Origin of the sequence: Pantoea agglomerans, assembly GCF_021397715.1 — a bacterium.
Lineage (GTDB): Bacteria > Pseudomonadota > Gammaproteobacteria > Enterobacterales > Enterobacteriaceae > Pantoea > Pantoea astica.
The window spans coordinates 476855-495940 of sequence record NZ_CP090207.1 but is presented as its reverse complement, the minus strand read 5'-3'; the positions used below and the strand labels follow the sequence as shown (position 1 = coordinate 495940).

Annotated in this window: 20 protein-coding genes; 4 read left to right on the top strand and 16 right to left on the bottom strand. The window is 57.4% G+C overall.

The window, feature by feature from the left end:
* Positions 1-29: 29 nt before the first annotated feature.
* From LZU96_RS02340 to ppiA, 3 genes are all read right to left on the bottom strand, one after another.
* The gene (locus LZU96_RS02340) at positions 30-623 is read right to left on the bottom strand and encodes a putative adenosine monophosphate-protein transferase Fic (protein ID WP_233986935.1); all 594 of its coding nucleotides are present in this window, start codon (positions 621-623) and stop codon (positions 30-32) included.
* The gene (locus LZU96_RS02335) at positions 613-783 is read right to left on the bottom strand and encodes a YhfG family protein (RefSeq protein WP_233986934.1); all 171 of its coding nucleotides are present in this window, start codon (positions 781-783) and stop codon (positions 613-615) included. Before LZU96_RS02335 ends, LZU96_RS02340 begins: the two co-directional genes overlap by 11 nt.
* 97 nt (positions 784-880) lie before the next feature.
* The gene (ppiA, locus tag LZU96_RS02330) at positions 881-1453 is read right to left on the bottom strand and encodes a peptidylprolyl isomerase A (RefSeq protein WP_094120247.1); all 573 of its coding nucleotides are present in this window, start codon (positions 1451-1453) and stop codon (positions 881-883) included.
* Positions 1454-1713: 260 nt separating this feature from the next.
* On the opposite strand from ppiA, the gene tsgA reads away from it, so the two are divergent.
* Complete coding sequence (gene tsgA / locus LZU96_RS02325; protein ID WP_031376798.1) at positions 1714-2892, top strand: MFS transporter TsgA; 1179 nt, start codon at positions 1714-1716, stop codon at positions 2890-2892.
* A gap of 37 nt (positions 2893-2929) precedes the next feature.
* On the opposite strand, the gene LZU96_RS02320 is transcribed toward tsgA, so the two are convergent.
* A complete protein-coding gene (locus LZU96_RS02320) occupies positions 2930-4207 on the bottom strand; it encodes a cytosine deaminase (RefSeq protein WP_233986933.1) in 1278 nt (425 codons plus the stop codon).
* A 221-nt stretch (positions 4208-4428) separates the two neighbouring features.
* Between LZU96_RS02320 and nirB the strand changes: the two genes are divergently transcribed.
* The 3 genes from nirB to cysG are packed head-to-tail and all read left to right on the top strand — an operon-like array spanning position 4429 to position 8702.
* On the top strand, positions 4429-6966 hold the full coding sequence (nirB, locus tag LZU96_RS02315; protein ID WP_233986932.1) for a nitrite reductase large subunit NirB: 2538 nt from the start codon (positions 4429-4431) through the stop codon (positions 6964-6966).
* On the top strand, positions 6966-7292 hold the full coding sequence (nirD, locus tag LZU96_RS02310; protein ID WP_233986931.1) for a nitrite reductase small subunit NirD: 327 nt from the start codon (positions 6966-6968) through the stop codon (positions 7290-7292). The genes nirB and nirD overlap by 1 nt, the downstream gene beginning before the upstream one ends.
* Positions 7293-7337: 45 nt before the next feature.
* Positions 7338-8702, top strand: coding sequence for a siroheme synthase CysG (cysG, locus tag LZU96_RS02305; protein WP_233986930.1), 1365 nt, complete (start codon positions 7338-7340; stop codon positions 8700-8702).
* Positions 8703-9182: 480 nt separating this feature from the next.
* Here cysG and trpS read toward each other — a convergent pair whose 3' ends face one another.
* From trpS to pilM, 12 genes are all read right to left on the bottom strand, one after another.
* Positions 9183-10184, bottom strand: coding sequence for a tryptophan--tRNA ligase (trpS, locus tag LZU96_RS02300; protein ID WP_094120242.1), 1002 nt, complete (start codon positions 10182-10184; stop codon positions 9183-9185).
* A gap of 16 nt (positions 10185-10200) precedes the next feature.
* Positions 10201-10878, bottom strand: a complete 678-nt coding sequence (locus tag LZU96_RS02295; RefSeq protein ID WP_233986929.1) for a phosphoglycolate phosphatase — start codon at positions 10876-10878, stop codon at positions 10201-10203.
* Positions 10862-11545: a ribulose-phosphate 3-epimerase gene (gene rpe / locus LZU96_RS02290; RefSeq protein WP_031376791.1), complete on the bottom strand. Its 684-nt coding sequence runs from the start codon at positions 11543-11545 to the stop codon at positions 10862-10864. Before rpe ends, LZU96_RS02295 begins: the two co-directional genes overlap by 17 nt.
* A gap of 67 nt (positions 11546-11612) precedes the next feature.
* Positions 11613-12428: an adenine-specific DNA-methyltransferase gene (gene dam, locus LZU96_RS02285; RefSeq protein ID WP_233986928.1), complete on the bottom strand. Its 816-nt coding sequence runs from the start codon at positions 12426-12428 to the stop codon at positions 11613-11615.
* Between the two features lie 95 nt (positions 12429-12523).
* Entirely contained in the window at positions 12524-13567 is a 1044-nt protein-coding gene (locus LZU96_RS02280; protein WP_233986927.1) for an SPOR domain-containing protein, read from the bottom strand.
* Between the two features lie 72 nt (positions 13568-13639).
* Complete coding sequence (aroB, locus tag LZU96_RS02275) at positions 13640-14728, bottom strand: 3-dehydroquinate synthase (RefSeq protein WP_233986926.1); 1089 nt, start codon at positions 14726-14728, stop codon at positions 13640-13642.
* Between the two features lie 38 nt (positions 14729-14766).
* Complete coding sequence (gene aroK / locus LZU96_RS02270; protein WP_003852989.1) at positions 14767-15288, bottom strand: shikimate kinase AroK; 522 nt, start codon at positions 15286-15288, stop codon at positions 14767-14769.
* A 363-nt stretch (positions 15289-15651) separates the two neighbouring features.
* Positions 15652-16923: a DNA uptake porin HofQ gene (hofQ, locus tag LZU96_RS02265; RefSeq protein WP_233986925.1), complete on the bottom strand. Its 1272-nt coding sequence runs from the start codon at positions 16921-16923 to the stop codon at positions 15652-15654.
* Complete coding sequence (locus LZU96_RS02260) at positions 16862-17245, bottom strand: HofP DNA utilization family protein (protein ID WP_233986924.1); 384 nt, start codon at positions 17243-17245, stop codon at positions 16862-16864. The genes hofQ and LZU96_RS02260 overlap by 62 nt, the downstream gene beginning before the upstream one ends.
* Positions 17235-17729, bottom strand: a complete 495-nt coding sequence (locus LZU96_RS02255) for a hypothetical protein (RefSeq protein ID WP_233986923.1) — start codon at positions 17727-17729, stop codon at positions 17235-17237. The genes LZU96_RS02260 and LZU96_RS02255 overlap by 11 nt, the downstream gene beginning before the upstream one ends.
* Positions 17722-18264 carry a PilN domain-containing protein gene (locus LZU96_RS02250; protein WP_233986922.1) on the bottom strand — a complete coding sequence of 181 codons (543 nt, stop codon included), beginning with the start codon at positions 18262-18264 and terminating at the stop codon, positions 17722-17724. The genes LZU96_RS02255 and LZU96_RS02250 overlap by 8 nt, the downstream gene beginning before the upstream one ends.
* Positions 18264-19070 (bottom strand): type IV pilus biogenesis protein PilM, encoded by an 807-nt coding sequence (gene pilM / locus LZU96_RS02245; RefSeq protein WP_233986921.1) that lies wholly within the window; start codon positions 19068-19070, stop codon positions 18264-18266. Before pilM ends, LZU96_RS02250 begins: the two co-directional genes overlap by 1 nt.
* Positions 19071-19086 lie beyond the last annotated feature (16 nt).

Here is a 19086-nt window from a genome sequence, read left to right as displayed (position 1 = left end):
GTGGTTATCAGCGCCGCTATTCTACGCGGTTACGCCGGCTCGCTCACCACTTTCGCAAAAACCTGCTCCAGCGGCTGCAGGTCACCCGCGACACCGGCCTGATTCGCCGCCAGCCAGCTTTCGGCATCAATCGCTTCCCACGCCAGCAGATAACCCGCATGCAGCGCCAGCTGCTCGAAAAAGATGCGTTGCGCCCGGCCATTCCCTTCACGGAAAGGATGCAGCACGTTGATTTCGCAATAGTAATGCGCAATGCGCTGCACAAACGCATCGCGTGGCAGATCCGCCAGCCCGTTCTCATCTTCCAGCGCCGCCATCAGGGCGTTGCCCTCTTTTTCGATATATTCGAAGTGACAGAAGGGTGTCTCATCACGCCAGATATCAATGGTGCGCAGCTCACCGGCCCAGCTGTAAACATCCTGGAACAGCGTACGGTGGATCAGCCGCAGCCAGGGAAAGCCGGCATTACGCGGACCTAACTCCAGCGTCGCCAGCCGGGCAGCGCTGAAACTCAGCTCGGCTTTACGCAGCTGGGCGGCGTCATGAATATCGAGCAAATTCTTCAGCACGTTGTCGTTGTGCCACAGGTAGGGATCCTGACTGACCGCGATATTAGAGACCATATTGCCTCCTCAGCGACGCCAGGCGCGCCGCCGCCTCATCGCCTTTTAGCGCAGGTTCATTGTGGCTGAAGCCTTCCAGCCGACAACTGGCCTGATAGCTGGCGCTACGCCGCTGCTGCCACAGTGTGGCCTTTTGTTTTTCGGTGAGTTTGTTGGCCATGCCGCCTCCTGCTCCGGTTTTGCCCTAAGTATAAGAGCAAATTCTGGCTTTGCCGGATGCGGGAAGGTGTCGCCATCCGCAGATGGCGACCGGACCGTTAAGGCAGAACTTTAGCGGAGAGGATAACTACCGGTTTAGACGGGACATTCTGGTAAGGACCCACATCTTTGGTCGGTACCTGAGAAATTTTGTCAGCCACATCCTGACCTTTCACAATCTTACCAAAGACCGCATAGCCAAAATCACGCTGACCGTGATCGAGGAAGGCGTTATCGGCCACGTTGAGAAAGAACTGGCTGGTGGCGCTGTCTTTATCGGCAGTGCGTGCCATAGAGATAGTGCCACGCAGGTTGCGCAGGCCGTTATCCGCCTCATTTTTGATTGGCGCATTGGTCTGCTTCTGCTGCATGTCGGTGGTAAAGCCGCCGCCCTGCACCATAAAGCCCGGGATCACGCGATGAAAAATGGTGTTGTTGTAGAAACCATTGTTGACGTAATCAACGAAGTTTTTCACCGAAACCGGCGCTTTCTGGTTATTCAGTTCGAGTTCGATGTTGCCGGCAGAGGTGGTGAGCAGGACGTGGGTATCGCCTTTTGCGGCCAGAGCCGAGGCGGAAACAGATGAGAGCGCTAACAGGGTAATTGCCGCTGTTAAAGTACGTTTAAACATGAAAGATTCCTTACCTTGGAGAGCTAGCTCAAAAACGTGATTGATTGTAAAGAGCATGTAATGCAAGCACCAGCGTTTTACCTATATTTACGCTGCGGCTAAAAAAGCGCCAGCGCGCTTCAAACCCTCTCTTTTGCGTGATTAAAATCACACAACACATGAAATGTAGATCTCCAGTTTCACTGGTTGTTTATTAAGATCACAGTTCCGTTTACACTTTCTGACACTTTTTGCCACCGGTTTCCCAACAGGTTCAGAACATGACAAACCGTAATCGTATCGGCCTTACCTGGATAAGCTTTTTCTCGTATGCGCTTACCGGCGCGCTGGTGATCGTTACCGGCATGGTAATGGGCGATATCGCGAAAGATTTCCAGATCCCCATCTCCAGCATGAGTAATACCTTCACCTTCCTTAACAGCGGGATTCTGGCCGCCGTTTTCCTCAATGCCTGGCTGATGGTGATTGTGCCACTCAAGCGCCAGCTGATTTTCGGTTTCGTCCTGATGGTACTGGCGATCATTGGCTTAATGACCAGCCGCGATCTCAGCATCTTCTCGCTCTGCATGTTCGTGCTGGGCGTGGTCAGCGGCATTACCATGTCGATCGGGACCTTCCTGATTACCCACATGTACGAAGGTCGTCAGCGCGGCTCACGTCTGCTGTTTACCGACTCCTTCTTCAGCATGGCGGGCACGCTGTTTCCGGTGCTGGCGGGTATTCTGCTGGCGCGTCAGCTGCCATGGTACTGGGTTTACGTCTGCATTGGCTTCATCTATGTGGCGATTTTCATCATGACGCTGTTTGTTGAGTTTCCAGTGCTGCGCAAGCCGGAAAACAGCCCGACCGTCGAAAAGGAAAAATGGGGCGTTGGTGTGCTGCTGCTGGCGGTTGCCGCGCTGTGCTACATCCTGGGTCAGCTTGGCTTTATCTCCTGGGTACCGGAATACGCTACCAAAGTCATGGGCATGAACATTGATAACGCCGGACAGCTGGTCGGCAGCTTCTGGACCGCCTATATGGTCGGGATGTGGGCGTTCAGCTTCCTGCTGCGTTTCTTCGACCTGCAACGTATCCTGATGGTGCTGGCGGGTCTGGCAACGCTGCTGATGTACTGGTTCGTCAGCAGTCAGGATGCCGGTATGCTGAAGTGGATCATTATGGTGCTGGGCTTCAGCTCCAGCGCCATTTACACCACCATCATTACGCTCGGCTCGCTGCAGACCAAAGTGGCGTCGCCAAAACTGGTGAACTTTATTCTGACCTGCGGCACCGTCGGCACCATGCTGACCTTTGTGGTTACCGCGCCGATCGTTGAGAAGAGCGGCGTCCATACTGCGCTGGTCACCGCTAACGGTCTCTATGCCGTGGTGTTTGTGATGTGCGTCCTGCTGGGACTGGTCACGAAACATCGCTCACACGGTCACGTCACTCATTAATCTCTCCGGGCGGCAAAATTTTGCCGCCCTCTTCTTATTAGCGCCGGAAGTTGACGCGCTCCTGCTCCCGCCAGTAAATCTCACTCTCTGCCGGTCTGGTCGCCGCAATCACTTCGCCACGCCGCAGCGAATAGCGCACCGGAACCTGCCGTCTTACCGCATCAAAACCGCTCTCTGCAGGCAGAATGATCAGGCTGGCCTCGTGGCCGCTCTCAATGCCATAGCCGGACAGATGCAGGGTTCTGGCACTGTTGTGGGTAATCAGATCCAGGCCCGCATCAATCTGTTCGTAACCCATTAACTGGCAGACGTGCAACCCCATATGCAGCACCTGTAGCATGTTCGCGGTGCCAAGCGGATACCAGGGATCGAACACGTCGTCATGGCCGAAGCAGACGTTAATCTCCGCCTCCAGCATCTCTTTCACCCGCGTAATACCGCGCCGCTTAGGATAGTGATCGAACCGGCCCTGCAGGTGAATATTGACCAGCGGATTGGCGACGAAATTAATACCTGACAGTTTTAACAGACGGAACAGCCGTGAGGTGTAGGCACCGTTATAAGAGTGCATGGCGGTGGTGTGGCTGGCGGTGACCCGCGCCCCGTTGCCGTCACGATGCGCCAGCGCCGCCACGGTTTCAACAAAGCGTGACTGCTCATCGTCAATCTCATCGCAGTGGACATCAATCAGCTTGTCGTAGCGATTGGCCAGCGCGAACGTTTTGTGCAGCGACTCAACGCCATATTCGCGGGTGAACTCGTAATGCGGAATGGCCCCGACCCCATCTGCGCCGAGCCGCAGCGCCTCTTCCAGCAACGCTTCACCATTGGGATAAGAGAGAATCCCCTCTTGCGGAAAGGCGATAATCTGAAGGGTTATCCAGGGTGCCATCTCCGCTTTGAGCTCCAGCATCGCTTTTAACGCAGTCAGCGTCGGGTCGGAAACATCGACATGGGTGCGGACAAACTGAATGCCATTGGCGATCTGCCATTTCAGGGTCTGTAACGCCCGCTGCTTCACGTCCTGATGGCTAAGCATCGCCTTGCGCTCAGCCCAGCGTTCAATGCCCTCAAACAGCGTGCCGGACTGATTCCAGGCTGGCTCACCGGCGGTCTGGGTAGTATCGAGGTGAATATGCGGCTCGATGAACGGCGCGCAGGCCAGGCCGCCTTCCCCGTCCAGCGAGGCTTCTGCGGGAGTAGGTTGCTGCGGCTGGGCGGAGAGACGGGCAATCTTGCCGTCCACCACCTCGATTTGCCACAATCCCTCACGACAGGGTAAACGCACGTTATTGATCCACTTAGGTGAAATCATTGCCCGCTCCTTTTCCGGTTAAACGTCTGACGTTAAAGCTAGCACGATTCACCCCGCCAGCATCAGCGCCGATTGTTCCGCTGCCGGACCCATTCAATAAACTCAATTCAAATCAGCTACATACCTCTAAATAGGTATATGGCAGGGCGGTTGATGTATATCAATAAGCGTCCGTAATGGCGCGCTATTGTAGCCGCAGATATCACAAGTTTGAGGCAAAAATGAGCAAGCACAATGTCGTCATTATCGGTAACGGCATGGTCGGTCACCGCTTCATAGAGGAACTGATTGAGAAAGCCGGACCCGACCAGTTTTCGCTAACCGTCTTTTGTGAAGAGCCGCGCGTCGCCTACGATCGTGTCCACCTTTCCGCCTATTTCTCCCATCACACAGCCGAAGAGCTCTCCCTGGTTCGCGAAGGGTATTACGAGCGGCATCAGGTCAATCTGCTGCTGGGTGAACGCGCCATTACCATTAATCGCGATGAGAAGCTGATTCACTCCAATACTGGCCGCGCGGTGCACTACGACACGCTGGTGTTCGCCACCGGATCTTATCCGTGGATCCCGCCGATCAAGGGCGCAGAAGGCAGCGACTGCTTCGTCTACCGCACCATTGAAGATCTGAATGCTATCGAAGCCTGTTCGCGTCGCAGCAAACGCGGCGCGGTGATTGGCGGCGGACTGCTGGGACTGGAAGCGGCAGGCGCGCTGAAGAATCTCGGCATCGAAACCCATGTGATTGAGTTCGCGCCGGTACTGATGGCAGAGCAGCTCGATCAGCAAGGCGGTGAGCAGCTTCGCCGTAAAATTGAGCAGATGGGCGTGCGCGTCCATACCGGTAAAAATACCCAGCAGATCCACCATCATGAACAGGGCGGAAAAACCTTACAGTTTGCCGATGGCAGCGAGCTGGAGGTCGATTTTATCGTCTTCTCGACCGGTATCCGGCCGCAGGACAAGCTGGCGAAGCAGTGTGGATTAGCGCTGGGGCCGCGCGGCGGCATCGCCATTAATGACCAGTGCCAGACCAGCGATAACGCCATCTATGCCATCGGTGAATGCGCCGCCTGGCAGAATCGGGTCTATGGACTGGTGGCGCCAGGCTACAAAATGGCGCAGGTGGCCAGCGATACCCTGCTGGGCCGTGACAACGCCTTCACCGGTGCCGACATGAGCGCCAAACTGAAATTGCTGGGTGTTGATGTCGGCGGCATCGGTGATGCACGCGGCACCACGCCGGGCGCGCGCAGTGTGGTATGGCTGGATGAGAGCAAATCGATCTATAAACGCTTAATTCTCAGTGAAGACCAGCAAACCTTACTCGGCGCGGTGCTGGTGGGCGACACCAGCGACTATGGCAATTTGCTGCAGCTGGTACTGAATGCCATCCCGCTGCCCGCTAATCCGGAAGCGCTGATTTTACCGGCCGGCAGCGGTGAAAAACCGGCCATCGGGGTCGATTCTCTGCCCGACAGCGCGCAGATTTGCTCCTGTTTTGACGTCAGCAAAGGCGACATCATCAGCGCGGTTCAGGGCGGCTGTCATACCGTGGCGGCACTGAAAAGCGCGACCCGCGCCGGGACCGGCTGCGGCGGCTGTATCCCGCTGATCACCCAGGTACTTAACAGTGAACTCAGCCGCCAGGGAATTGAGGTTAATAACCATCTTTGCGAGCACTTCGCCTGGTCGCGTCAGGAGCTGTATCACCTGATTCAGGTTGAAGAGATCAAAACCTTTGACGAGCTGCTGGCGAAATATGGTCAGGGCTACGGCTGCGAAGTGTGTAAACCGACGATTGGTTCCCTGCTGGCGTCGTGCTGGAATGAGTATGTGCTCAAACCGCAGCACGCTCCGTTGCAGGACAGTAACGATCTCTACCTCGGCAATATCCAGAAAGATGGCACCTATTCGGTGATTCCCCGTTCGCCGGGCGGAGAGATCACTCCACAGGGATTGAAAGTAATTGGCGAGATTGCCGAGCGCTATCAGCTCTACACCAAAATTACCGGTTCACAGCGCATTGGCATGTTTGGCGCGCGCAAAGAGGATCTGCCTGCTATCTGGTCGCAGCTGATTGCTGCGGGCTTTGAGACCGGCCAGGCCTACGCAAAAGCGTTACGCATGGCGAAAACCTGTGTCGGCAGTGCCTGGTGTCGCTACGGGGTTGGCGACAGTCTGGGTTTTGGCGTGATGCTGGAGAACCGCTATAAAGGCATCCGCACCCCGCATAAAATGAAGTTTGGTGTCTCCGGCTGTACCCGTGAATGTTCGGAAGCCCAGGGTAAAGATGTCGGCATCATCGCCACCGAGAAAGGCTGGAACCTCTACGTCTGCGGCAACGGCGGCATGAAACCGCGCCACGGTGATTTGCTGGCGGCCGATCTCGATCAGCAAACCCTGATCGCCTATCTCGATCGTTTCATGATGTTCTATATCCGCACTGCCGATCGCCTGCAGCGGACGTCGCTGTGGCTGGAAAGTCTCGAAGGCGGCATCGACTACCTGCGTAAGGTGATCGTTGACGATAAGCTCGGCCTGAACAGCCAGCTGGAGCAGGAGCTGAACCGGCTGCGCGCCAGCGTCAGCTGTGAATGGAAAACCACGCTGGAAGAGAGCAGCAGCCTGGCGCGTTTTGCCCATTTTATCAATTCCCCGCAGCGCGATCCGGCGATACAGGTGGTGGCCGAACGCGATCAGCATCGCCCGGCTCGCCCGGAAGAACGCATCGCCGTGACCCTGATTGAGGAGGCTGACTAATGAGCCAGTGGAATGCGGTGTGTCAGCTGACACAAATCCTGCCCGCTACCGGCGTCTGCGCGCTGGTGAAAGGCGAACAGATTGCCATCTTTCGTCCGCGCAACGACGAGCAACTCTATGCCATCAGTAATATCGACCCGTTTGCCGATGCCAGCGTGCTGTCACGCGGCATCATCGCCGAACATCAGGCGGAACTCTGGGTCGCCAGCCCGCTGAAAAAGCAGCATTTCCGGCTGCGTGATGGCTACTGCATGGAGGATGAAACGCGCTCGGTGGCCAGCTGGCCGGTACGGGTGAATGCCGGCCAGGTTGAAGTTTTCCTCTGATCTCCGTCTGCCGTCCGCCGCTGGCGGACTTTTAGAGGACCGCGTATGGACTATTTTCCGCTGTTTTGCCGCCTGCAGGGCAAACGTTGCCTGCTGGTTGGTGCCGGCGAAGTGGCTGAGCGCAAAGCCCGCCTGCTGCTGGAGGCCGGTGCCGACCTTTTTGTCGGTGCCCGCGATTTCTCGCCTGTCTTCCAGCAATGGGCGCAACAGCAAGCCATCACCCTGTTACCGGGCGAGTTCGATCCACTCTGGCTGACCGATTGCTGGCTGGTAGTGGCCGCCACCAACGACGATGCGGTCAATCAACAGGTGGCCGACGTGGCTGAGCGTCAGCGGATTTTCTGCAATCTGGTCGATGCTCCGCAACAGGCCAGCGCGATTATGCCGTCCATCATTGACCGTTCACCGCTGATGGTGGCGGTCTCTTCCGGCGGGCGCGCCCCGGTGCTGGCTCGCTTACTGCGGGAAAAGCTGGAAGCGATGCTGCCGCAACATCTGGGTCAGCTGGCGCAGCGGGCCGGCAGTTTACGTGTGCGAGTGAAGCAGCAGTTCGCGTCAATTGCCGCGCGTCGCCACTTCTGGGAACGTTTTTTTAACAGTGAACGGCTGGCACAAACCCTGGCCAACGGTGACGACGAACGCGCGCAGCAGCTCACTGACGCGCTGTTTGCAGCCGATTTGCCCAGCCAGGGCGAAGTCACGCTGGTGGGTGCCGGTCCGGGCGATGCTGGCTTGCTGACGCTGAAAGGACTGCAGCAGATTCAGCAGGCGGATATCGTGGTCTATGACCGGCTGGTCTCTGACGAAGTGCTTAACCTGGTGCGACGCGATGCCGAGCGTATTTTTGTCGGCAAGCGCGCCGGTCATCACTGCGTCCCGCAGGAGGCGATTAATCAGCTGCTGCTGGAGCAGGCGCAACGCGGTAAACGGGTCGTGCGGCTGAAAGGCGGCGATCCCTTTATTTTTGGTCGCGGTGGCGAAGAGCTGGAGTTGCTGGCGCAGCACCAGATTCCGTTCAGCGTAGTGCCCGGCATCACGGCGGCCTCGGGCTGTGCCGCCTACAGCGGTATTCCCCTGACCCATCGCGATCATGCTCAGAGCGTCAGGCTGGTCACCGGTCATGTGCAGAAAGAGGGCTCGCTCTGCTGGCAGACGCTGGCGGCGGAGCAACAAACGCTGGTGTTTTACATGGGTCTGGCACAGGCCGCAGAAATTCAGCATCAGCTGTTGCAGCACGGTATCCGAGGCGATATGCCGGTGGCGCTGGTGGAAAATGGCACCAGCACCCGCCAGCGAGTGATCACCGGCACGCTGGTCGAACTGGCGTCGCTGGCGCAGCAGGTCAGCAGTCCAGGTCTGATGATCATTGGCAGCGTGGTGAGCCTGCGTGACAGGCTGCGCTGGTTTTAACGCGGATACGGCCGGTAAATAACCACGGCCATAGAAGGTAATGCTCGTCAGTTAAGGTTAAATTTGCAAAGGCTGTCACGGTCAAACGTGGCAGCTTTTTTTCTGGGCAGGCGTGCCGAAGTGCGGGACTGAGCGCCTCTGCTCTCATGCCCTTTTAAACTACACGTACTGAAGTTTCAGCGCAGGCTGGGGCCGATCAGGGGCAGGCAATCCGCAGCGCTGAACATTAGCCAGGAGAGCCCGCAGGACGCGGGCGAAAGACGGGATGGTACAGGATGTGCCATCCCCGGCGGTCCGTCAGGCAGAGGAACGAAGTGAAGGTACCGCGCAGCGGCGCGAGGACCGCCAGCCCCTGAGCGGCACCAGACTGCGTTATCACCTGCCGCTTAACTGACGCGCATTACATCCATAGAACGTGGTTTGATTGAGCAATAAAAAACGGCGGGCAACAGGCCCGCCGTTTTTCTCTCCGCGATGCCGTTACGGCATAGCAACAAAACCCACGGCTTCGTAGACTTTCTTCAGCGTTTCCTGCGCCTGCGCACGGGCTTTCGCCGCGCCATCACGCATCACCTGCTCCAGCAACGCATCGTCGTTGCGGAAGCGATGATAGCGTTCCTGCAGCTCAGTCAGCATACCGGATACCGCATCCGCTACTGCGCCCTTCAGGTGACCATACATCTTGCCTTCGAACTCCTGCTCCAGCTCGACGATGGTTTTACCGGTCACGCCCGACAGGATATCCAGCAGGTTAGAGACGCCCGCTTTCTCTTTCACGTCATAGCGCACCACTGGCGGCTCTTCGGAGTCGGTTACCGCGCGTTTAATCTTCTTCACGACAGATTTCGGATCTTCCAGCAGACCGATGACGTTGTTACGGTTGTCATCTGACTTAGACATCTTCTTCGTCGGTTCCAGCAGCGACATCACGCGCGCACCTGACTTCGGAATAAACGGCTCTGGCACTTTGAAAATGTCGCCATACAACGCATTAAAGCGATGGGCGATATCGCGGCTCAGCTCCAGATGCTGTTTCTGATCTTCGCCAACCGGTACCTGATGGGTCTGATAGAGCAGAATATCGGCCGCCATCAGCACCGGATAGTCGAACAGACCGGCATTGATGTTCTCTTCGTAACGCGCTGACTTATCCTTAAACTGCGTCATACGGCTGAGTTCACCGAAATAGGCGTAGCAGTTAAGGATCCAGCTCAGCTGCGTGTGCTCTGGCACGTGCGACTGGACAAAGATGGTGCTTTTTTCGGGATCGATACCGCAGGCCAGATAGAGCGCCAGCGTATCCAGCGTTGCCTTACGCAGCGCAACGGGATCCTGACGAACGGTAATGGCGTGCAGATCGACGATGCAATAAATGCAGTGAAAATCATCCTGCATCTGCACCCACTGACGCAGCGCACCCATATAGTTGCCAATGGTCAGTTCGCCGGACGGCTGTGCGCCGCTGAAAACAATGGGTTTCATACTTAATTCCTGATAATTACAACCCGAGAGCGGGCAGAAGTTGATCAAAAGAGTCGAGTGTTAAATCGGGCTGGCTACGGGCAATCGGTTCACCGTAGTTATAGCCAAAGGTCATGCCAATATTTGGCACGCCCGCCGCCTGAGCCGCCTGGATATCGTTGCGCGAATCGCCAACAAATAACAGCTGGCCAGGCAGCACACCAAAGGTGCCCAGCACCATAAAGATCGCCGCCGGATGCGGTTTCTTCACCGGCACATCGTCACCGCCGATGATCAGAGAAAAAGCATCCGCAATGCCAAGCGACTGAAGCAGTGGCGCGACAAACGGCGTGGGCTTATTGGTGACAATCGCCAGCGGCAGACCGGCGGCCTGCAGCGCAGTCAGCGTCTGCTTCACCTGCGGGAACAGCGTGCTGCCCGCATCCACCGTGTCGGCATAGTGTTTGTCGAACAGCGCTCGCGCATCATGCTGCTCGTCCGGCTGCGGCTCACGGCCCAGCGCGTAAGTCAGGGCGCGCGCCATCATGATATCAGCCCCGTTGCCAATCCAGGTCGAGACGCGCTCAAGGCCGGCCACCGGCAGGCTGAGATCTTTCAGCGTCCGATCGATCGCTTCAGCAAGGCCTGGCGCGCTATCCACCAACGTGCCATCGAGATCAAACGCCAGCGCCCGGATATCAGTGAAAGGAGCCATTGGCTTTCTCCAGTTCGTTGCGCATCTCGTCGATCACTTTTTTGTAATCCGGGTGACCAAAGATGGCTGAACCAGCGACAAACATGTCGGCGCCTGCTGCCGCGATCTGACCGATGTTATCAATCTTCACGCCGCCATCCACTTCGAGACGAATATTGTAACCGCTCTGGTCGATACGCTTGCGCGCTTCACGCAGCTTATCCAGCGTGCCGGGAATAAACGACTGGCCACCAAAGCCCGGATTCACCGACATCAGCAAAATGATATCCAGCTTATCCATCACGTAATCGAGGTAACTCAGCGGAGTCGCCGGATTGAACACCAGGCCGGCTTTACAGCCATGCTCTTTAATCAGCTGCAGCGTGCGATCGACGTGTTCACTGGCTTCAGGATGAAAAGTAATGTAGGTCGCGCCGGCGCGGGCGAACTCGGGGATCAACGCATCGACCGGCTTAACCATCAGATGCACATCGATGGGTGCGGTGATGCCATAGTCGCGCAACGCTTTCAGAACCATCGGTCCCATAGTCAGGTTGGGCACATAGTGGTTATCCATCACGTCGAAGTGAACCACGTCGCCTCCGGCCTCCAGCGCTTTCGCGGTATCTTCGCCCAGGCGAGCAAAATCCGCCGAAAGGATTGAAGGGGCCAGCAAATATTGTTTCATCCGATTCTCCCACTGTTGTGCGCCAGCCCTGCGGCTGGCGTAATGCGTTGGTCGCGGACGAAACAGACTAGCTATAGAGCGCCAGCAGTTCGTCGACCTTAGTGCGACCGGCTATGCTTCGGCTAATGGAACGCCGGGCTTTGACCACATGTAACACTGCATCCTGATACCACAAACGCGTCAGTGCAGTGTCGTGGTTAGAAATCAGTACCGGAATCCGGTGTTCTGACGAGGCCAGCTGTGCCGCTAACGTCGCCAGATGCTGCTGCTCGCGCAGGCTAAAACTGTTGGTGTGATAAGCCGTGAAGTTCGCTGTCGCCGACAGCGGCGCATAGGGCGGATCACAATATACCACGGAGCCTTTACCGGCATTGGTCAGGGTAACATCGTACGATTCACAGACAAACGTCGCTTTTTGCGCGCGCTCGGCAAACCATAACAATTCTGCTTCCGGAAAGTAGGGTTTGCGATAGCGGCCAAACGGCACGTTAAATTCGCCGCGCAGGTTATAGCGGCATAAGCCGTTGTAACAGTGACGGTTGAGATAGAGGAAAAGCAGCGCACGCTGATAGGCATCGGTGCTGGTATTAAATTCGGTACGACGCAGGTAATAGCAGACTTCGTTGTTCCCTTCCGGGGTAAACAGCAACTGCGCGTCACGAATAAAATCCGCCGTGCGCGTTTTAACGATGTTATAGAGATTGATCAGATCGCTGTTGATATCGGCAAGATGGTAGCGATCGAAGTCGGTGTTCAGAAACACCGATCCCGCCCCAACAAACGGCTCGATCAAACAGTCGCCTTGTGGCAGGTAGCGATGGATCTCTTCTACTAAGGGAAATTTTCCCCCTGCCCATTTCAGGAAAGCGCGATTTTTTTTCATGCTGTCGTGGTTATTACATCTTATTGTGAGGCTGTGGCTGGACCGACAGCAGATCTGCGCTTAAAACGGGGCCAGTAACCCTGGCCCCACATCAATTACTGACTGGCTTCTTTCTTAACCTGGCTAACCGGTTTAACCCACGGATTCTGTGCACGCACTTCCGCAGGCAGCGATGCCACAGCGCGTTTGGCCTCTGCCGGTGTTGCGTATGATCCACTCACCAGAACGTACCACGACTGACCGTTACGGGTGGTTTTGTAGACGTGATACGCACTCAGATTCTGTTTTTTCGCCCAGGCATTCAGGCTTTCCGCTTTAGAGGCACCGCTCAGCTGCAGCGTATAACTGCCGCCTGGCAGTGATTTGCTGGCTGAACTGCTGCTGGCAGCGTTACTGCTGGTCGCCGTGTTGCTGGCAGGCGTACGCGCCGGCGTTGTATGCGTTCTGCTGTCACTGGTCGCTGGCTTAGAGGCCGTTTTGTGCGCCGGTTCATGTGCAGGACGCGTCTGACTTGTTGATCTGTTTGGCGTCTGACGGCTGGCCGGTGCGCTGACCGGATTCGCTGCCGTGCCCGCATTACCACTGACGGTCGCAGGCGCAGTCGGCAGTGAACTGCCATTTTGCGCGCCGGTCGCGGCACTGTCGATCTGCTGCTGCTGATTACTCAGCGCGCTATTGAGATCGCCCGGTAAGGTGACACGTTGCTGGTTCGCGGGTGTTTCAATCGGCGCGGCCTGGGTAGGCGTAGAGGCCACCGGCGGCATGGACACATCGCGCGGCGGGTTGCTGGTCGCGTCACCCTGGCTTGCCGCAGCGTTCTCTGTTGCCGCTGGCGTGGTCTGTCCGCCGGACATGGAGGAGGAGCCGGTCAGATCGATGTTTTTCTCGCTGTTGGTTCCGCCGCCAGTGGCAGGTGTATTAGCGCCGTTACTGCCAGTTGCCGGTTTCTTATCGTCCGGGCCATTCAGCGCCGAACCAATACCCAGCACCAGTAACAGCAGCACCAGAATCCCGACGCCCATCATGATGCGCTGGCGCGAAACCGGTATTTTAGCTGCGGTAGACGGCTTACGTGGGCGCGAGGGACGACGGTCACTGGCGTCAGGTTTTAACTCGTCTTCCGGTTTGAACTCATCCATTTTGCCTCCTCCGTAAAGCGGCATCCCGCACTGCGCACCCTGCGCGCCGCGTCACCACTTAACTGCTTAATATCAAGATGTCTGGCAATCGTTAATTGCAGCCAGCACCATATCATGAGCCACGCCGCCACGCACTTCAGAGCGGCCAATCGACAACGGAAGAACCAGCCGTAATTCACCCGCCAGCACTTTCTTGTCGCGCATCATATGGGGCAGATACATCTCTGCGCTCATCTCCTGCGGACCCTGCACCGGTAAACCGGCACGCTGCAATAGCGTGATGATACGTTCAGTCTGTTCCGGGCTGAACTGCCCCAGACGCTCGGCGGTGCGCGCGGCCATTACCATGCCCGCTGCAATCGCTTCGCCATGCAGCCAGTTGCCGTAGCCCATGTGCGCTTCAATCGCGTGACCAAAGGTGTGACCCAGATTGAGCAGTGCGCGTTGTCCGGTTTCCCGCTCATCGGCAGCCACCACGTCGGCTTTTAATTCACAGCAGCGGCGGATGCAGTAGGCGAGTGCCTGTTCATCCAGCGCCAGCAGTGCATCAAGATTCTGCTCCAGCCACTGGAAAAACGCACCATCCAGGATGATGCCGTACTTGATCACTTCAGCCAGACCGGACGCCAGTTCGCGAGCCGGTAGCGTCTGCAGACACGCCGTATCAATCACCACCGAAGCGGGTTGATAGAAGGCGCCGATCATATTTTTGCCGAGCGGATGGTTTACGGCTGTTTTGCCGCCAACCGAAGAGTCAACCTGCGACAGTAAGGTGGTGGGCACCTGAATAAAGCGCACGCCACGCTGATAACTGGCCGCAGCAAAACCGGTCAGATCGCCAATAACGCCGCCGCCTAAGGCGATCAGCGTCGTATCACGACCGTGCGGTTTTTGCAGTAGTGCGGTAAAGACCTGATCCATCACGGCCAGCGTTTTGTACTGCTCGCCGTCGGGTAAAATCACCTGATCCACTTTCACGCCCGCCGCCGTCAGCAGCGCCGACAGTTTGTCGAGATAAAGCGGTGCCAGCGTCTGGTTGGTCACCACCATGGCGTTTTCGCCCGCGGTCAGCGGCCAAAAAGAAGCCGGATCGTTAAACAGTCCGGCGGCGATAGTGATGGGGTAACTGCGTTCCCCCAGTGAGACGGTGATCTTCTCCATGATGCTCGATACCTGTTAAAGAGCCTTCGAACGTTGGATCAACTTTTTTCCAACATGTGGATAATCTGATTCGCCACCACTTTCGCACTCTGATCATCTGTGCGAATCGTGACGTCGGCGATCTCTTCATACAGCGGATTACGTTCGCCAGCCAGCGCTTCAAGCACTTCACGCGGCGGTGAATCCACCTGCAGCAGCGGACGTTTTTTATCACGTTGCGTGCGCGCCAGTTGCTTTTCGATGGTGGTCTCAAGATAAACCACAACGCCGCGGGCGGAGAGACGATTACGCGTTTCCCGGGATTTGACGGAGCCACCGCCTGTCGCCAGGACGATGCCTTGCTTTTCAGTCAGTTCGTTAATGATTTTTTCTTCGCGATCGCGAAAGCCAGCTTCGCCTTCGACGTCAAAAACCCAGCCCACATCCGCTCCGGTGCGTCGCTCAATTTCCTGATCGGAATCGAAGAACTCCATGTTGAGTTGCTGAGCCAACTGACGACCAATAGTGCTTTTGCCGGCACCCATCGGCCCAACCAGAAAGATATTGCGTTTCTCTGCCATTTTGTCGGTATTACTAAGAATTCGTTAATGATACCCCGCGTTCAGCATTTGCTGGCGGGACAGGAACTGAGACCTCATGAGCGTTAGCAAGAGTCAGACGAAAAATTATCTCAACACTCAAGGCTGTTTGGCAACCGATTATATTGCCTGCAGCAAATCCATTTCTGAATTGGCCTGTGGTTCGCGAAACTGTAACGCGCCAGCGCTGCGTCTTTACAACGCTGCTCACAGAGGAATTTTCTGATCTGTTTGCTGGGATTTACCCAACATAGACGGTTACACCGTATTGAAAATCGCTAAACCTTGTAAGCTAATTCCTGTCCTGCGTCAAATCGGATGGCCTTCTGGGACCTATTTTCCGTTTTATCCAGCCGTAAGCGCTGCTTCCCTGACCAATCGCGGCGTAATGAAGATCACCAGCTCCTTTTTTTTGCGCTGCTCAGATTGCTGACGAAACAGCCCGCCGATCAGCGGCACTTTTCCCAGTATCGGCACCCGATTTTCTCCCCGGGTTCGCTGCTGCTGAAAGATACCGCCCAGCGCCAGGGTCTCCCCGTCCCTGACCGTCACCTGGGTTTCAATCTCCTGTTTATCAATCGACAGCACCTCATTGTCACCGGTTTTAATATTGCGGCCCGGCATATTCTGACTGATATGAATTTTAAGCTGGATACGCCCCTGACCGGAAACGCTGGGCGTCACCTCCATACCCAGCACCGCTTCTTTAAATTCGATACTGGTTGCGCCACTGTTACCGGCTGAGACCTGATAAGGAATTTCAGTGCCCTGTTTAATCGAGGCCGTTTGCTGATGAGAGGTAAACAGACGCGGACTGGCGATAATTTCGATCTGGTTTTCCTGTTCCAGTGCGCTTAACTCCAGATCCAGCAGCTGGCCGCCGATGCGCGCCAGCGTCATGCCAACACTCACGCCGGGCGAACTCACCGCCAGCGGAATCGCCAGCCGCGGATGATGAAGCGCCTGGGTGACCGCCGCGTCACCGGCCTGTAGTCCCCAGTTGACGCCGAGTTCGTGTAAATGCTCCTCGCTGATGGTGACGATATGTGCCGCCAGCTCGATTTGCTCCAGCGGCAGATCGAGCGCCCTTAACCAGCGCTCCGTCTCCTGTAACGCTGCAGCCGTATCGCGTATTAACAGTGTGTTGGTGCGTTTATCCACCGTGACGCTACCACGCGGCGTCATCAGTGACTGGCGCTCACTCAGCAGGCTACGGTGTACCTCGCTGGCGCTGGCATAATGCAGCAGCACTGCACGCTGTTGCAGCGGTGCCTGTTGCAACCGATCTTTCTGCTCTTCATCGCGGGCCTGCCGCTGCGCCTGCTGCCAGCTTTCCGGATAGACCAGTAGCACGTTCTCGTGCTCAATCAGCGTCAGCTTTGCCATCTGAGCGACCAGATCCAGTGCCTGATGCCATGGCAGATCATCCAGCCGCAGCGACAATGATCCCGTCACCTCCGGCGCGATAATCAGGTTGATCTGCTGGTAGTCGGCCAGGGCCTGTAAAATGCGCTCAACCGGCGTGTTATCAAATGCCAGGCTGAGACGCTGATCGTCAGCGGCGTGGACCGGCAGCAGGCAGCTGAGTACCAGCCATAACGTCAGAATCCTTTTCATGCGGAGCTCCTTTTAAATAAAATGCGGTTCGTTGCGCACTGCAGCTATTCCTGACCGCCAGAGTCAGGCTACGCCGGTCAATATCGCTAAGCTGCCACGGCGACAGTGCCAGCGGTTGCCCGGCCCGCACCACCATCGCCTTTTTCTGCGGCGTCACCAGCACGGCATAGAAGCGGGATGGCCGTCCAATGATCCCTTGCAGGTGCCAGCCGGTTAGCGGCTCCACCGGCGGCTGACAGACTGCACCCGCAACCGGATGAAATGGATCGCGCGCCAGCGCGCTGCTGCAGCACAGCAGTAACACCAGCAGCCTATGGCGCATCGTCAGGCTCCAGCCAGAGTTGCACGACCAGATGCTGCGGCTGCGCAAGCACCCGAAAACGCGCCGGAAACGGTGCAGCAGCCTGAGCAAGTTCGGTAAACAGCGGCTGAAACGCCTGCCATGGCAGATGCAGCGTCAGGGAGCGTGGCCGGGCATCGGGTTGCCACTGTTCAAGCTGGCCGCGCCGTGACGCAAGGACCGTTTCCACCGCCTGCACAGACGTCGCCGCTGTTACAGGCGCAGCCTGAGTTAAGAGCTGTGCCTGCAACAGCGCGTCTGGCGGATTCTGGTGCCATTGCCGCTGGCGCAGTTGCAGCTGGCTCGTCAGCTGTTGCAGCTTCTGCTGTTGGGTTGCCAGCGCCTGCCGCTCCGGCCGCAGCCACACCAGCCAGCCCAACATCAGTAAGGCAGATGCGACTGCCGCCAGCGTGCCGTAGCGTGGGATCGTCTTCATCTGCCACCAGCCTCTCCACCACTCACTCATCCTTCACCGCCTGAAGCTGCGCACGCAGGGTAAAGTGATATCCCCCGCCAGGCTGACGCTGAACGCTGCCCTGCTCCACCTGGCTGAACAGTGTCAGGGCCGCCAGCTGCTGACGAAATTGCCGGATTGCCTGCATATCCTGCGCCTGGCCCTCCAGCGAGAACTGGCCCTCACGCTTCTCAAGCTGGTTCAGCCAGACGGTGTCGGGCAGCAGCCCCGGTAAATCCAGCCAGAATTGCTGCCAGGCAGCCCGCTGTATTGCCTGATGCTGCGCCTTCTTACGCTGCTTTTGCTGCGCCGCGAGCTGTGCCATCAGCGTTTTTTGCCGGGCCAGACGTGATATCAGGTCGTCCAGCGCCACCTGCGCCGTCGCGGTCTCTGCGCTAACCTGCTGCTGCACGCGATGCAGCCGCCAGACCTGAAGCATCACCAGCAACAGCAGACTGACCGCAACGCCTGCCAGCACCATCAGACTTTGTCGCCGTTGCTTTGCGGCCTGCCGCTGGCGCCACGGCAGCAGATTGACCGCCACCATCAGCAATCCTTATCCCGCAACGCCAGGCCCGCCGCCAGCGCGAACGCTCCGGGATTGGCGGGTAACGGTGGCTGCTGAAACGGGATCAGATCGAAAGGTGAGAAAGGCTTCGCAGTGGCCGGCCACGCCACGGGCTGCGAGGCGCAGACAAACAGCGCCGAAGCCTGCGGGAAAGCCTGTTGCTGTAATGCCTCAAGGGAGATCGCGTCGCCTGCATCCGCAGCGGTCTGACCGTCGCTCCACAGCCAGCGCTTTTCCTGCTGCAGAACCAGCACCGCTCCGGCAGCCAGCCGGGCCTGCTGTGCCAGGCGTTTCAGCGCCTCGGTGGTCAGTTCAAATACCTGTGGCGTTAATCCAGCCTGCAACAGCGGTGCTGCCCACTGGTCAATCATCTCCAGCCGTGCGGCTGTGACACAGAGCTGACCACTCTGCGCATCCGGCCGGTAATCCAGCGCCAGCGCATCGGGTTCCAGCGGGAAAAGCCGTCGGGCCGCCGCCTGCACATAGTGCCCCAGCGCCGGCTCGCTAAGTGGCTGCGCCGGAAGCGACAGCGATCGCTGTAACACCAGTTGGGCTGGCAGCCCGACACGCAGGGAGTAGCGTCGTGGCAGGCGCTGTCGCCAGGCGGTTAAGGCCGCCAGTAATTCAGGCGAAGATTGCAGCACGCCGTTTCTTAACGTATCTTGCGGCAGCCGCTGCTGCCACCAGTGGCGTAGCTGCCAGCCATCACGTTGAGGCTGGAGGGCCAGGGCACAAATCTGCCTATTCTGAATATCCAGCCCAATTTGCCAGGTATGAAAAGCCATGTGCGCGATCTCCTTA

Bases quoted from the DNA above. Each gene is read 5' to 3' on its own strand.
- LZU96_RS02340 (WP_233986935.1), bottom strand. From the start codon at position 623: ATGGTCTCTAATATCGCGGTCAGTCAGGATCCCTACCTGTGGCACAAC.
- LZU96_RS02335 (WP_233986934.1), bottom strand. From the start codon at position 783: ATGGCCAACAAACTCACCGAAAAACAAAAGGCCACACTGTGGCAGCAG.
- ppiA (WP_094120247.1), bottom strand. From the start codon at position 1,453: ATGTTTAAACGTACTTTAACAGCGGCAATTACCCTGTTAGCGCTCTCA.
- tsgA (WP_031376798.1), top strand. From the start codon at position 1,714: ATGACAAACCGTAATCGTATCGGCCTTACCTGGATAAGCTTTTTCTCG.
- LZU96_RS02320 (WP_233986933.1), bottom strand. From the start codon at position 4,207: ATGATTTCACCTAAGTGGATCAATAACGTGCGTTTACCCTGTCGTGAG.
- nirB (WP_233986932.1), top strand. From the start codon at position 4,429: ATGAGCAAGCACAATGTCGTCATTATCGGTAACGGCATGGTCGGTCAC.
- nirD (WP_233986931.1), top strand. From the start codon at position 6,966: ATGAGCCAGTGGAATGCGGTGTGTCAGCTGACACAAATCCTGCCCGCT.
- cysG (WP_233986930.1), top strand. From the start codon at position 7,338: ATGGACTATTTTCCGCTGTTTTGCCGCCTGCAGGGCAAACGTTGCCTG.
- trpS (WP_094120242.1), bottom strand. From the start codon at position 10,184: ATGAAACCCATTGTTTTCAGCGGCGCACAGCCGTCCGGCGAACTGACC.
- LZU96_RS02295 (WP_233986929.1), bottom strand. From the start codon at position 10,878: ATGGCTCCTTTCACTGATATCCGGGCGCTGGCGTTTGATCTCGATGGC.
- rpe (WP_031376791.1), bottom strand. From the start codon at position 11,545: ATGAAACAATATTTGCTGGCCCCTTCAATCCTTTCGGCGGATTTTGCT.
- dam (WP_233986928.1), bottom strand. From the start codon at position 12,428: ATGAAAAAAAATCGCGCTTTCCTGAAATGGGCAGGGGGAAAATTTCCC.
- LZU96_RS02280 (WP_233986927.1), bottom strand. From the start codon at position 13,567: ATGGATGAGTTCAAACCGGAAGACGAGTTAAAACCTGACGCCAGTGAC.
- aroB (WP_233986926.1), bottom strand. From the start codon at position 14,728: ATGGAGAAGATCACCGTCTCACTGGGGGAACGCAGTTACCCCATCACT.
- aroK (WP_003852989.1), bottom strand. From the start codon at position 15,288: ATGGCAGAGAAACGCAATATCTTTCTGGTTGGGCCGATGGGTGCCGGC.
- hofQ (WP_233986925.1), bottom strand. From the start codon at position 16,923: ATGAAAAGGATTCTGACGTTATGGCTGGTACTCAGCTGCCTGCTGCCG.
- LZU96_RS02260 (WP_233986924.1), bottom strand. From the start codon at position 17,245: ATGCGCCATAGGCTGCTGGTGTTACTGCTGTGCTGCAGCAGCGCGCTG.
- LZU96_RS02255 (WP_233986923.1), bottom strand. From the start codon at position 17,729: ATGAGTGAGTGGTGGAGAGGCTGGTGGCAGATGAAGACGATCCCACGC.
- LZU96_RS02250 (WP_233986922.1), bottom strand. From the start codon at position 18,264: ATGGTGGCGGTCAATCTGCTGCCGTGGCGCCAGCGGCAGGCCGCAAAG.
- pilM (WP_233986921.1), bottom strand. From the start codon at position 19,070: ATGGCTTTTCATACCTGGCAAATTGGGCTGGATATTCAGAATAGGCAG.